A 12,650-nucleotide genomic window follows, 5' to 3' on the forward strand; every position below is an offset into this window, starting at 1 on the left:
ATACTTCTGCCAGGTATTTCAATTATCAGGTCACATGAATCGCCGACATCAAGAGCTCGATGGTCACCGATTACCGTTCGGATCCTTATAGAAGTAATGGTGTATATGAATAAGCCTCAAAGGTTTAGTTCATGCACAGCCAGAATTGAGACCGTATGGATAAACCTTGCCGTCGAACCCGTGCAGATACAGCACCCACGGAGCGCCCTCACAGGACTTTTCCGATGCCTCAACAGTGTAAGGCAACGGCCAGCGCCGACCAACCGAATGGGGAGAGCCGTACTTGTCGATCAGCTCGCGGTATCGTTGGCTTCCTTGTGGCGCATCCAGCCGGTCATATCCGGTGTGCTCAAGATGCGGCGGAGGCTGCAACATCCAGTCCCACGATCCGTACTGGGCCCGGTAGATAAGTTCGGCGAGCCCGCCCGCCGCGAGTAGGACGACCACGAAGGCCAGTACCAAAATTCGTGTAGCTGCCTTCGGCATTTAGTCTCCAGGGTAGTTGAGCTGGATCATGTGGTATTTGAGGGGGAAGGACTCAGGACTTCCCAGTTGTAGGGACCAGGGAACCTGAAGGTTGTCGTGCGTGTGGTAGTCGACGACGTCCGCTAGAACGGTTTGACCGTTCGGCATCGTCACTTCCTTCTGTCCAACATAGATCGCAGAGTGGTTGATTTCGCCAGCGTGAGCACCTGAGCTCAGTTCATACTGCACGATATCGCCGGGTTTCAAGCCTGCGTGGGATAGTGCTAGCGGATCGATACCGGTTGTGGTCGCATCAATCTTTCCCGTCTGGACCTCGGTTCCGCTCGGGGTGCCCGGTTTCGGATCAGAGCGCAACAGATAGTCATGTAATTTTGGGGCACTGGTCCACGTCCACGACTCGTCATCGGGAAGGTCGTCGTGGTGGTTGTAATACCACCGCCCCGATTCGTCGTAATGCAGAAATGGAACGCCTCCGTCGCCCTCATCCTTGAAACCGCTGCACGCAAGCACTGGGATATGAAATTTGTACAGTCTTGACTCGGGAAACCCTCGTAGTCGGGGTTGTGGTTGAGCGCCCATTGGTTCGCGTATGCGACGGCAGCGGCGCGGGCGGGAGAGAGTTGGCCGGTCTCCGCAGCGACCATTGCCGAGAGAACCTCAGCAGGAACCAGGTCGGCGAAGGCATCTGAAATGCCTTTCACTGCATCGTTATCGGCGTTGACCGCGGTTGCCAGGCGAGCTTTCATGGCCTGGGTCTCACGATCGCAATCCACTTGCAACGCTGCCAACGCAGTGGCATATTTCGCCGCGTTTCCCTGGACGGATGCCAGCAGCGTACCTTTCGTCTCCTTGGTAATAGTGCAGGTGGCATCGTCAGCCACACTGTATCCCTTGGATTCGGCGGTTTGTTTGCCCGACTGCACCAATGACTTGGCAGTTGAAAGGTTCAGGCTCGCGATCTTGGCGGCGTCACGGCCTTTCTCCAACGCATCCACGATCTTTCGCGCTGAAGCGCTGTCCTGTGTAAAGCGATCTCTCATGGCGTCTCCGCCGATACCGCTGAAGATGTCAGCCGAGTCACCCACCGCACCATTTTGGGTGTCCAGCTTCGTTTCCAACTCGGTTGCCTGCCGGTCCCACTCCTTGGCTTGGGCCGCAAGCAAACCCGGGTTCCAGCTCAACACCTGCGGGACGGTCAACTGGCCGCTCATCGAGCCTTATCCGTCAGCGCGTCGAACGACTGCGCATTCTCCGAATCCTGGCCCTCGAACGTGACGATCCCGTTCGAGATCGTGCTGCCGGTCTGGCTGAAGACGGCACCCGCCGCCTGGATCGCAGTCCCCGCGGCTTTCGCAGCTGCGTGGGCAATTCCGCCTGTTTGTGTGCCAGCAAGCGCGCCGACCAGGCCCTCGACTGCTCCGCCAGACCCGAGTGTGTGCAGGTCCTGGCCGAGAGTGTGCAGACTATCAGCGAGCGTACGACAAGCCTTTTCGTCGATGTGCACGGTTTCGCCCGACCCGAAAACCACTGAGCTCCCCCATCGTTCGACCGGTGTCAGATCACAACAAACAACCTAGATGGTTACCATAGACGTCACATCGTAAGCGAACGATCTTGATGTGAGGAAGCCATGACCGGGATCGATCCCCTCACCCACACCATCGAGCGGCTGCAATCCTCTCTTACACAGACCTCAGCCGCGTCCACGGCTTACAAAGAGGTGACGGTCCAAGTCGGACCGGATGGTTCTCTGCGCTCGATCCAGCTCTCCGATATGGGGCATCGGCTGAGTCCTGATCAACTCACCGAAACCATCATCCGGCTACACGCCCTGGCGCTCGCGCAAGCTCGCACGGCCGTGAACGACGGCGTCGCACAATTGGAAAGCGATCCCCGCGTCATCGCACAAAGGGGTCAACTGATCGACGCCCTCAATCGTCCACCGGCAACGCCAGCGGCTCAGCCGCAACGACGGCCGTCCTTCCCCCGCGCCGAAATACCAAACGATATCGATGACGAGCCCTACGACGTGCGGCAAATCTTCGTCACCGGCTGATCAACTCGCGCAGTCCTTCTCAAGATCATCGATTTGGTACGCAGCGAGTACGCAGCATCGCTCCGCGCGATCACCTTGAGCCCAACGGCCCTGCAGGGATTCGTGGATTCAAGCAAGTGGATTTGGATCCCGAACATGCAGGTCACCGGCCACACAGCGAGAACCTCGGGGCGCTGAGTGCCAGGTTACCCAGGGAGAATCACACCCCTGCCGCTCCCGCTCGGCACCCGGATCGGGGGGATCTAACGTTCGCGTCAGTAGTGCGTAACCGACATGTCACCCCGGCCAGCAGGGCGAGTTCCTCGCGGCGGAGGCCCGGGACGCGACGCCGCGCGCCGTGGTCGATCAGGCCGACCTCCTCGGGGCTGAGCCGGGCGCGGCGGGAGCGCAGGAATTCGCCGAGTTCGGCGCGGCGGTCCAAGGTCATGTCCTAAGTAAACAAGCTGTCCGCGAAATCCATCGACGCCAATTCCCTCGCCACCATTCGCCGCGCCGTCGAGGCGGGCGTGAACTGGATCGACACCGCCGCCGTCTACGGCCTCGGCCACTCCGAGGAGGTCGTCGGCAAGGCGATCGCCGGACTGCCCGAAGCGGATCGGCCGTTGCTGTTCACCAAGGCCGGACTGGTCTGGGACGAGAACGACCGCGCCGCCGCCCCCAAGCGGATCATGGCCGCGCGCAGCGTGCGCCGCGAGCTCGAGGATTCGCTGCGCCGGTTGAGCGTCGAACGCATCGACCTGTACCAGGTGCACTGGCCCGATACCGGTGCCGCGCTGGACTTCTCGGACCCCGACGGCGTCGACCCGGCCCTGGCCACCCCGCTCGAGGAATACTGGCAGACCATGGCCGAGCTGGTCCGCGAAGGCAAGGTGCGCGCCATCGGACTGTCCAATCACGAGGTGCCGCAACTCGAGATCGCGGAGTCCATCGCCCACGTGGATGCCATCCAACCGCAGTTCTCGCTGCTCAAGCGCCAGTCGGCGGACGAATTGGCCTGGGCGGCAGCGCATCACACCGGTGGCATCATCTACCAGCCGCAGCATTCGGACCTGTTGACCGGCGCCTTCTCCGCCGAACGGGTCGCCGCGCTGCCGGATGACGACTGGCGCAAGGGCTTCCCGGAGTTCACCACCGAACTCGACCGCAATCTGGCGCTGGTGGAGGCGCTGCGGCCGATCGCCGCCGCCCACGACACCACGGTGTCCGCGGTCGCCATCGCCTGGACCCTGACCTGGCCCGGCGTCACCGGCGCCATCGTCGGGGCCCGCCGTCCCGAACAGGTGGACGGCTGGATCGACGCCGCCGCACTGGAATTGACCACCGCCGACCTGGACGCCATCGCCGCCGCCCTGCGGACCACCGGCGCGGGCGAGGGCCCCATCGGCCGCTAGCCTCGGCCCACCACCGAATACCCGTCGCACATCAGATATTTCGAGGAGACACCCATGACCCTGCACGTCGTCGCCGAACTGCGCGCCGCCACCGGCCAGGAGGACCGCCTGCGCACCGCCCTGGAGGCCATGATCGAGCCCTCCCTGGCCGAACCCGGCTGCCTGTCCTACCAGCCCTTCACCAACCCGAACAGCCCCGCGCACATGGTCGTGGTGGAGGAATGGCAAGACGCCGACGCCCTCGAAAACCACTTCGTGACCGAGCATTTCAAGCACGTCGCCGGCGTCCTGGACGGCATCCTCGCCGAACCCATGACCATCAAGCGGCTCGTCGCCGAATAGCCACCCGGCGCCGATCCTCGTGCCCCCGCGGTTTCCGCGGGGGCACGGTGGCGTCCGCGTCAGCCGTCGTGTGCGCCTATCGGGGGGGAGCGCCGAGAGCCGGGTGTAAGGCGAAACACAGGGTGTCGCGGGGGGTCGGGGCGGGTAGTGTCGGGCGCATGGTTACGCGGGTTCGGGGTGCGGCGCTGCTGGTGTGCGCGCTCGTGGTGTCCGCGTGGGCCGTGTTGTATCTCGGTGCGGCCGGCCCGGATTCGTTGCTGGTGCTGGGTGCGGCCGCGTTGGTCGCGGTCACCGCGGCGTTGTTGTCGGCGCGCGGGCCACGGCGGGTGGCCACGGCGCCCGGGGGCCCGGGGGAATCGGCCGCCGGCCGGCGGCGGGGCACCTTCCGGCGGCAGAGCCATCCCGATGCGGCGGGGCGTCCGCGTCCGCGCGCTCCAGGATTCTTCGCGGCCTGACCGCGCTCGCGAATCGTCGCGGGCGGGTCGGGCTTTCGCGTCCCGAATCCCTTCGCCCGCAGCGTGATGCGCGGGCGTCGCGTTGCGAGGTACTCCCATGCTCGATTTCATCTACTACCCCGTGTCCGCCGTATTGTGGCTGTGGCACACGCTTTTCGCGTCGATTCTCGGCGCGACCGCCGGCCTGGCCTGGGTGCTGGCCATCGTCTTGCTGGTCATGACGCTGCGGGCGCTGCTGTTCCGCCCGTTCATGGCCCAGCTGAAGTTCTCTCGCGCGCTGGCCGAGATGCAGCCAAAGGTGCAGGAGATCAAGCGCAAGCACGCCGGCGACCGCGAGAAGCAGGCGCTGGCCATCCAGGAGTTGCAGAAGGAGAGCGGCGTCAACGTGCTGACCGGGTTCCTGCCCCTCATCGGGCAGAGCCTGGTCTTCGTCGGCCTCTACCACGTGCTGCGGTCCTTCCAGCCGGGGCACTCGCGCAACTACGTGTTCGACGCCGCCCAGGTGCAGTCGTTCCTGGACGCGAAACTGTTCGGCGCGCCGCTGTCGGCCACCCTCACCCACGCCGGCTCGTCCTTCCTCACGGTGGCGGCCGTGGCCATCCCGCTCATGATCGTCGCCGCCGTCGCCACCCACTTCACCGCCCGCGCCGCCATCGCCCGCCAAACCGCGCCGTCGGACGGACCGGCCGCCTCCCAGGCCCGGCTGATGAACGTGCTGTCGCAGTGGGTGTTTCCCGCCGCGGCCCTGCTGTTCGGCCCGTTCATGCCGGTCGCCATCCTGCTCTACTTCGTCACCCAGAACGCGTGGACCTTCGCCCAGCAGCATCTGGTCGCGCGTGCGAGCTTGGCCGGGCGGTAAAGCGCTGGCATCGACCCGATAGGCTGGTAGCTGCTTTCGAACCAGCACAGACAAGGACTGCACAGCGCTATGACAAGCCGCATCGAGCTCGCCCGCGTCGATTTGCGCGGACGTACTCCCACTGCTGCCGAACTGCGCGCGGCACTGCCGCGCGGGGGCGTCGACGTGGACTCGGTGCTGCATCATGTGCGACCGGTCGTGGAGGCCATCCGCGACCGGGGCGTGGCCGCCGCTCAGGAATTCAGCGAGAAGTTCGACGGTGTCAAGCCCGCCTCGGTGCGCGTGCCCGCCGCCGAGCTGGACAAGGCGCTCGCCGAGCTGGATCCGGCCGTGCGCACCGCCCTCGAGATCGCCATCGAACGCACCCGCACGGTGCACGACGATCAGCGGCGCACCGACAAGACCACCCAGGTGGTGCTCGGCGGCACCGTCACCGAACGCTGGATTCCGGTCGAGCGGGTCGGGCTGTACGTGCCCGGCGGCAATGCCGTCTATCCGTCCTCTGTGGTCATGAACGTGGTGCCGGCGCAGGCCGCGGGCGTGGATTCGCTGGTCGTGGCCTCCCCGCCGCAAGCCCAGTTCGGCGGCCTGCCGCACCCGACCATCCTCGCGGCCGCCAAGCTGCTGGGTGTCGCGGAGGTGTGGGCGGTCGGCGGCGCGCAAGCGGTGGCCCTGCTGTCCTACGGCGGCACCGACACCGACGGCGCGCAGCTGGAACCGGTCGACATGATCACCGGCCCCGGCAATATCTATGTGACCGCCGCCAAGCGCCTGTGCCGCGGACTGGTCGGCATCGACGCCGAGGCCGGGCCGACCGAGATCGCCATCCTGGCCGACGCCACCGCCGATCCGGTGCACGTGGCCGCCGACCTCATCTCGCAGGCCGAACACGACGTGCTGGCCGCCAGCGTGCTGGTGACCGACAGCGTGGAGCTGGCCGACGCGGTGGACGCCGCGCTGACCGCGCAGCTGGCCGTGGTCAAGCACCACGATCGTGTCGCGGAAGCGTTGTCGGGCAAGCAGTCCGGCACCGTGCTCGTCGACGACATCGCCCAGGGCCTGCGCGTGGTCGACGCCTACGCCGCCGAGCACCTCGAGATTCAGACCGCCGACGCCGCCGCCGTCGCGGCCCGGGTGCGTTCCGCCGGAGCGGTTTTCGTGGGCGCCTGGTCGCCGGTGTCGCTGGGCGACTACTGCGCGGGCTCCAACCACGTGCTGCCCACCGCCGGATGCGCCCGCCACTCCTCGGGTTTGAGCGTGCAGACCTTCCTGCGCGGCATCCACGTCGTCGAGTACTCCGAGGCCGCGCTGAAGGATGTCGCCGGACACGTGGTGGCGCTGGCCAATGCCGAGGATCTGCCCGCGCACGGGCAGGCCGTGCAGGCGCGATTCGGGGAGCTGCGGTGAACGCCGTGACCGTCCCCGGATCGAACATCTCGCTCGACGACCTGCCGCTGCGCGACAACCTGCGCGGCAAGAGCCCGTACGGCGCACCGCAGTTGACCGTGCCCGTCCAGCTCAACACCAACGAGAACCCGCACCCGCCCAGCCGGGCGCTGGTCGACGACGTCGCCGAGTCCGTGCGGGCCGCGGCGCTGGATCTGCACCGCTACCCCGATCGCGACGCGGTCGGCCTGCGCACCGATCTGGCCGCCTACCTGACCCGACAGACCGGTGTCGCGGTGGACGTGGCCAATGTCTGGGCGGCCAACGGCTCCAACGAGATCCTCCAGCAGCTGCTGCAGGCGTTCGGCGGACCCGGCCGCAGCGCACTGGGTTTCGTGCCCTCCTACTCGATGCACCCGATCATCTCCGAGGGCATCGACACCGAGTGGATCGAGGCCAAGCGCAACGGCGACTTCTCCCTCGACATCGACTACGCGGTCATGTCGGTCAGCGAGAAGAAGCCCGACGTGGTGTTCGTGACCAGCCCCAACAACCCGACCGGGCACAGCATCCCGCTCGCGGACCTGGAACGGATCCTCGCGGCCGCGCCCGGCATCGTCGTGGTGGACGAGGCATACGGCGAATTCTCCTCCGCCCCTTCGGCCATCGGCCTGATCGACAAATATCCGAGCAAGCTGGTGGTCAGCCGCACCATGTCCAAGGCGTTCGCCTTCGCGGGCGGGCGGCTCGGCTACCTGGTGGCCGCGCCCGCGGTCATCGACGCCATGCTGCTGGTGCGGCTGCCCTATCACCTGTCGGTGGTCACCCAGGCCGCCGCCCGGGCGGCGCTGCGGCACGCGGACGAAACCCTGGGCAGCGTCCACGAATTGGCGGCGCAGCGCGATCGCGTGATGGCGGCTTTGACCGAACTGGGCTACGACGTCATCCCGTCGGACGCCAACTTCGTGCTCTTCGGCCGCTTCGCCGACGCCCCGCGCGCCTGGCAGCACTACCTCGACGAGGGCGTGCTCATCCGCGACGTCGGCATCCCCGGCTACCTGCGCACCACCATCGGCCTCGCCGCCGAGAACGACGAATTCCTGCGCGTCAGCGCGAAACTGGCGTCCGAGGAGCTGATCGCCCGATGACCACCGACCGCACCGAGGCCCGGCCCGCCGACCGGATCGCCCGCGTCGAGCGCACCACCCGCGAATCCAGCATCGTGGTCGAGCTCAACCTGGACGGCTCCGGCAAGACCGACATCTCCACCGGCGTCCCGTTCTACGACCACATGCTGACCGCCTTCGGCCAGCACGGCAGCTTCGACCTCACCGTGCAGGCCAAGGGCGATATCGAGATCGAGGCCCACCACACCGTCGAGGACACCGCCATCGTCATCGGCCAGGCGCTGGGGCAGGCGCTCGGCGACAAGAAGGGCATTCGCCGCTTCGGCGACTGCTTCATTCCGATGGACGAGACCCTCGCGCACGCCGTCGTCGACGTGTCCGGGCGGCCGTACTGCGTGCACACCGGGGAACCGGATCACATGCTGCACACCATCATTCCCAGCGTCGCCCCCACCGCGTCGTACTCGACGGTCATCAACCGGCACGTGTTCGAGTCCATCGCGCTCAACGCGCGCATCGCCCTGCATGTGCGGGTGCTCTACGGTCGCGACCAGCACCACATCACCGAGGCCGAATTCAAGGCTGTCGCACGGGCTTTGCGCGCGGCGGTCGAATACGATCCGCGCGTCACCGGCGTGCCTTCGACGAAGGGCTCGCTGTGACCAAGAAGATCGCGCTGCTGGACTACGGCTCCGGCAACCTGCACTCGGCCGGCCGGGCGTTGGCGCGCACCGGCGCGGAGGTCACCATCACCGCCGATCCCGAGATCGCCTTGAACGCCGACGGTCTCGTGGTGCCCGGCGTCGGCGCGTACGCCGCCTGCATGAGCGGGCTGCGGGCGGTGCGCGGGGAACGCATCATCGGCAAGCGGCTCTCCGGCGGCCGGCCGGTGCTCGGCATCTGCGTCGGCATGCAGATTCTGTTCGAACGCGGCGTCGAATTCGGCGTCGAGACCGAGGGTTGCGCCGAATGGCCGGGCACCGTGGAGCGTCTGGACGCGCCGGTGCTGCCGCACATGGGATGGAACACGGTCAAGGCGCCCGAGGACAGCGTGCTGTTCGCGGGCATGGACGCCGACACCCGGTTCTACTTCGTGCACTCGTACGCGGCCCAGCACTGGGCCTGGACCGACGACGGCTCGCAGATCGCCCCCGCCAAGCTCACCTGGGCCGAGCACGGCGTGCCGTTCCTGGCCGCGGTCGAGAACGGGCCGTTGAGCGCCACCCAGTTCCACCCGGAGAAGTCCGGCGACGCGGGAGCGCAGCTGCTGCGCAACTGGATCGACTCGATCTGATCGAATCGCCCGTCCTCTGGACACCGAAACCCTCGCCGACTGCGGGGGTTTCGGTGTTGCACGACCGGAATTCCGTCAGCGGAGCCAGAATTCGGTGAGCTGCGCGGCCCGGGCCTTGCCCTGCTCGTAGCCGGCGCGCGCCGCGGGCGGGCGGATCCCCGGATCCATCAGGGTGCCGAACGAGTCGACGGTGGCGTCGTCCGGCATGATCGTCTCGACCGTGCTGCCGGCCGCGCGCAGTTCCTCGACCTGCGTAGCGAGCTGGGTACCCCAGTCCCGCGGCGTGCGGGTCCGGCCGCCGAGCGGCGAGAGCACCAGCACGCGCTCGTATCCGGCTGCCAGATCGGCGTTCTCGGCCGATCGCCGGTAGCCGCCGTCGAGGTAGCGGCTGTCGCCGATCTCGTAGGGGCCCATACCGAAACCGTTGTCGGTGCTGGCGGCGACCGCGTCCACGAGCTCGACCCCGCTGTAGCGGTCGAAGACGACCGGTTCACCGGTGCAGGCGTCGATCGCGGTCGTGTACACCAGCTGCTTCGGCCACTCCGGGCTGGGCAGCCGCGTCGCGACGATGGAGCGCCACCGCGCCTGCGCGGAGCCGTCCGACCCCGCATCCAGCTCGAGCGACGCCGCACCCAGGCGGCGGCGCAGATCGGCCGGATCCGTTGCAGCGGCAATGATCTCGGCGGTCACCCGCATATGGTCGGCGACCGATCCGGACGGACCGCTGGGCGGTCCGCTCGGACCACCAGCCGGTCTGCTTGGACCGCTTCCCGGTCCGCTCGGACCGTTCGCTGTTCCGGACGGACCTGGCCGTCGCGGTGGCACGGCGGTGAGGACGTCGGCGTAGAGCTGGGCCGGGTTCGCCGCGGTGATCTGGGCCGCGGCCGTCGCACCGGCCGAGGTGCCGATGATGAGATCGGCGTCGGTCACGTCCAGTCCGCCCGCGAGCAGTCCGGCCGTGACGCCGAGCAACCAGGCGTTGCCCGCCGATCCGCCGCCGCCGAGAACCAGGGCCCGCTCGCGCCGGGCCTGCCCGGAGGGGCGAGCGGCGGCCTGCGACAGGGTCACGTGCCGGGTGGAGTAGAGATTCGTGTGCATGGGAGTCGCCTTTCGCGAAATGCCTTGGCGGCGCTCCCGGCGGCGACTAGTGCGGCCGCGCGATCGTGGACGACGGGGGAGCACCCACTGCGGATACTGCGTTCATGGGTCTCACCTCCTGCCGATAGCTCACGATCGCCACGACATTAGCACGCCGCCCGCGTCACCGGCCGGTAGATTCGTCACATGAATCCAGCGCTCGGCGGGGCCTCGGGCCGACTGCGCGCCCTGCCCACCCGCCTCCTCGGCCAGGTCGCGATCCTCGCCAACCGCTGCACCGAGAAAGCCTTGGCGCCCACCGGTTCCCGCCGCTACCACTACGCGCTGCTGGCCACCCTCGACGAGCACGGCGCGCTCAGCCAGGCCGAGGCGGGCCGGCGCACCGGGATCGATCGCAGCGATGTGGCGGCCGCGGTCAACGACCTCGCCGGGCGCGGTCTCGTGCACCGCGCGCCGGACCCCGGCGACCGCCGCCGCAATATCCTCGTGCTCACCCCGGCGGGCCGAGCGCACCTGGCCGAGCTGGACGAACGCCTGGAAGAGGCGCAGCGCGAATTGCTTCCGGGCTTCAGCGCCGCCGAACGCGCGCACCTGGTCCTGATCCTCGACCGCATTCTCGAATCCCACACCCGCGCGGTCTGAGCCGCCTCAGCACTTCGTGGTACCCGGTGTCTCGGTCGTGCCTACCAGCTCCGGCGGCCGCCCGATCATCTGCACTCCGCTTCCGTCCCAACGGAACTGGACGCAATAGAACGTTCCGTCGGCGCAGGCGTCACAGCTGCCCGGAACCTTGTACCGCAACCCCACGGTGCTGTCGGTGGTGTGATTCGGATCCGGCGTGATGAAGGTATTCCAGTTGGGTTCCGCCGTCCCCACGAACCCGCCCCGATGAAACAGCAGCACCTGCATCGGTGAACTGGCCGTCCCGCCCTCCACCGAGATCAAATACGCCGACAACGTCGAACAGATGTCGTTCACCGTCGTCTTCGCGCCCACCGCGGGCGTCGCCCACTGGTACGGCTTCCCCTGCCCCACCTGCGCCGGCGCCAACCCCGCCGCGGCGTTCCTGATCGCCGAGGAATCCGGCTTGCACGGCTGATCGGCGGCAACGACCGTCGTCGTGATCCCGGTCGTGGTCGTGCCGGCCGTGGCCTGCGCCCCGGTCGCCTGCGCGCTTTCCGCCGTCGTCGATTCCGGAGCGCCCGAACTCCCGCACCCCGAGAGCACCCCCACCGCGAGCACTGTCATCACGATCCCCGCAAAACGGAACAAGAAGGTCCCTTTCATCCGGATTCGCACCTGTCAAAACACCCACTACGGCACCAGCATGCGCCCACCCCCACCTCCCGGTCCCCGATTCGGCAACTTCGCGCCCCAGGCCGGGGGCGGGCAAGTGGAGGGCAACCAATAGGATGTTTGCGTGAGTCTTGTGCTGCTACCCGCCGTCGATGTCGCCAATGGTGAGGCCGTGCGCCTGGTTCAGGGGGAGGCGGGCAGCGAAACCAGTTACGGTTCGCCGCGCGACGCCGCCCTGGCCTGGCAGCATGCCGGGGCCGAGTGGGTGCATCTGGTGGATCTGGACGCCGCGTTCGGCAAGGGCTCCAATTACGAACTGCTGGCCGGGGTTATCGGCGAGCTCGACGTGAAGGTCGAGCTGTCGGGCGGCATCCGCGACGACGAATCGCTGAAGGCGGCGCTGGCCACCGGCTGCGCGCGCGTCAATATCGGGACTGCGGCCATCGAGAATCCGGAATGGTGTGCGCGGGCCATCGGCGAATACGGCGACAAGATCGCGGTCGGGCTGGACGTGAAGCTCATCGATGGTGAATGGCGGCTGCGCGGGCGCGGCTGGGTCACCGACGGCGGCGATCTGTGGGAGGTGCTCGAGCGGCTCGAACGCGACGGCTGCTCGCGCTACGTGGTCACCGACGTCTCCAAGGACGGCACCCTGACCGGGCCGAACCTGGAGCTGCTCAGCCACGTCGCCAATGCCTGCGAGGCGCCGGTCATCGCGTCCGGCGGCATCTCGGTGCTCGACGATCTGCGTGCCATCGCCACCCTGGTCGAGGAGGGCGTCGAGGGCGCGATCATCGGCAAGGCCCTGTACGCGGGCCGGTTCACGCTGCCCGAAGCCCTGGCCGCGGTCCGCTAGCGCC

The 12,650-nt window shown here is 67.5% G+C and carries 16 protein-coding genes and 2 pseudogenes; 11 read left to right on the forward strand and 7 right to left on the reverse strand.

Features of this window, described 5'->3' with window-relative positions:
- Positions 1-129: 129 nt before the first annotated feature.
- The 4 genes and pseudogenes from D7D52_RS38335 to D7D52_RS34990 form a co-directional block, all read right to left on the reverse strand.
- Complete coding sequence (locus tag D7D52_RS38335; protein ID WP_162958786.1) at positions 130-486, reverse strand: hypothetical protein; 357 nt, start codon at positions 484-486, stop codon at positions 130-132.
- Complete coding sequence (locus D7D52_RS40510) at positions 487-1,065, reverse strand: amidase domain-containing protein (protein ID WP_425464702.1); 579 nt, start codon at positions 1,063-1,065, stop codon at positions 487-489.
- Positions 972-1,697 (reverse strand): annotated as a pseudogene (locus tag D7D52_RS39675) (amidase domain-containing protein); the annotation flags it as partial. The pseudogene D7D52_RS39675 and the gene D7D52_RS40510, both read right to left, overlap by 94 nt.
- Positions 1,694-1,990, reverse strand: a complete 297-nt coding sequence (locus D7D52_RS34990) for a hypothetical protein (protein WP_162958787.1) — start codon at positions 1,988-1,990, stop codon at positions 1,694-1,696. The gene D7D52_RS34990 and the pseudogene D7D52_RS39675, both read right to left, overlap by 4 nt.
- Before the next feature lie 126 nt (positions 1,991-2,116).
- Between D7D52_RS34990 and D7D52_RS34995 the strand changes: the two genes are divergently transcribed.
- Positions 2,117-2,542, forward strand: coding sequence for a hypothetical protein (locus D7D52_RS34995; RefSeq protein WP_120743262.1), 426 nt, complete (start codon positions 2,117-2,119; stop codon positions 2,540-2,542).
- 274 nt (positions 2,543-2,816) lie between these two features.
- Here the strand turns inward: D7D52_RS34995 and D7D52_RS39680 are convergent.
- Positions 2,817-2,969: pseudogene (locus D7D52_RS39680) on the reverse strand (transcriptional regulator); the annotation flags it as partial.
- Between the two features lie 31 nt (positions 2,970-3,000).
- Here D7D52_RS39680 and D7D52_RS35005 point away from each other — a divergent pair.
- The 8 genes from D7D52_RS35005 (at position 3,001) to hisH (ending at position 9,396) form a co-directional block, all read left to right on the forward strand.
- On the forward strand, positions 3,001-3,933 hold the full coding sequence (locus tag D7D52_RS35005) for an aldo/keto reductase (RefSeq protein ID WP_281279242.1): 933 nt from the start codon (positions 3,001-3,003) through the stop codon (positions 3,931-3,933).
- A 54-nt stretch (positions 3,934-3,987) separates the two neighbouring features.
- Positions 3,988-4,275 (forward strand): putative quinol monooxygenase, encoded by a 288-nt coding sequence (locus D7D52_RS35010; protein ID WP_120743264.1) that lies wholly within the window; start codon positions 3,988-3,990, stop codon positions 4,273-4,275.
- A 158-nt stretch (positions 4,276-4,433) separates the two neighbouring features.
- Positions 4,434-4,730 (forward strand): DUF6412 domain-containing protein, encoded by a 297-nt coding sequence (locus tag D7D52_RS35015; protein WP_162958788.1) that lies wholly within the window; start codon positions 4,434-4,436, stop codon positions 4,728-4,730.
- Between the two features lie 97 nt (positions 4,731-4,827).
- Complete coding sequence (gene yidC / locus D7D52_RS35020; protein WP_120743266.1) at positions 4,828-5,589, forward strand: membrane protein insertase YidC; 762 nt, start codon at positions 4,828-4,830, stop codon at positions 5,587-5,589.
- 69 nt (positions 5,590-5,658) lie between these two features.
- Positions 5,659-6,996 (forward strand): histidinol dehydrogenase, encoded by a 1,338-nt coding sequence (gene hisD, locus D7D52_RS35025; protein WP_120743267.1) that lies wholly within the window; start codon positions 5,659-5,661, stop codon positions 6,994-6,996.
- Positions 6,993-8,123, forward strand: coding sequence for a histidinol-phosphate transaminase (locus D7D52_RS35030; RefSeq protein ID WP_120743268.1), 1,131 nt, complete (start codon positions 6,993-6,995; stop codon positions 8,121-8,123). Before hisD ends, D7D52_RS35030 begins: the two co-directional genes overlap by 4 nt.
- Positions 8,120-8,764 carry an imidazoleglycerol-phosphate dehydratase HisB gene (hisB, locus tag D7D52_RS35035; RefSeq protein WP_120743269.1) on the forward strand — a complete coding sequence of 215 codons (645 nt, stop codon included), beginning with the start codon at positions 8,120-8,122 and terminating at the stop codon, positions 8,762-8,764. Before D7D52_RS35030 ends, hisB begins: the two co-directional genes overlap by 4 nt.
- Complete coding sequence (gene hisH, locus D7D52_RS35040) at positions 8,761-9,396, forward strand: imidazole glycerol phosphate synthase subunit HisH (protein ID WP_120743270.1); 636 nt, start codon at positions 8,761-8,763, stop codon at positions 9,394-9,396. The genes hisB and hisH overlap by 4 nt, the downstream gene beginning before the upstream one ends.
- Before the next feature lie 75 nt (positions 9,397-9,471).
- Here the strand turns inward: hisH and D7D52_RS35045 are convergent, their stop codons facing one another.
- On the reverse strand, positions 9,472-10,494 hold the full coding sequence (locus tag D7D52_RS35045; RefSeq protein WP_246023519.1) for a patatin-like phospholipase family protein: 1,023 nt from the start codon (positions 10,492-10,494) through the stop codon (positions 9,472-9,474).
- A gap of 186 nt (positions 10,495-10,680) precedes the next feature.
- On the opposite strand from D7D52_RS35045, the gene D7D52_RS35050 reads away from it, so the two are divergent.
- Positions 10,681-11,136 carry a MarR family winged helix-turn-helix transcriptional regulator gene (locus tag D7D52_RS35050; RefSeq protein WP_120743271.1) on the forward strand — a complete coding sequence of 152 codons (456 nt, stop codon included), beginning with the start codon at positions 10,681-10,683 and terminating at the stop codon, positions 11,134-11,136.
- A gap of 6 nt (positions 11,137-11,142) precedes the next feature.
- Here the strand turns inward: D7D52_RS35050 and D7D52_RS35055 are convergent, their stop codons facing one another.
- On the reverse strand, positions 11,143-11,793 hold the full coding sequence (locus D7D52_RS35055; protein WP_187703074.1) for an LppP/LprE family lipoprotein: 651 nt from the start codon (positions 11,791-11,793) through the stop codon (positions 11,143-11,145).
- A 121-nt stretch (positions 11,794-11,914) separates the two neighbouring features.
- On the opposite strand from D7D52_RS35055, the gene priA reads away from it, so the two are divergent.
- Positions 11,915-12,646: a bifunctional 1-(5-phosphoribosyl)-5-((5-phosphoribosylamino)methylideneamino)imidazole-4-carboxamide isomerase/phosphoribosylanthranilate isomerase PriA gene (gene priA / locus D7D52_RS35060; protein ID WP_120743272.1), complete on the forward strand. Its 732-nt coding sequence runs from the start codon at positions 11,915-11,917 to the stop codon at positions 12,644-12,646.
- Positions 12,647-12,650 lie beyond the last annotated feature (4 nt).

It is taken from the genome of Nocardia yunnanensis, from assembly GCF_003626895.1.
Classification (GTDB): Bacteria; Actinomycetota; Actinomycetes; order Mycobacteriales; family Mycobacteriaceae; genus Nocardia; species Nocardia yunnanensis.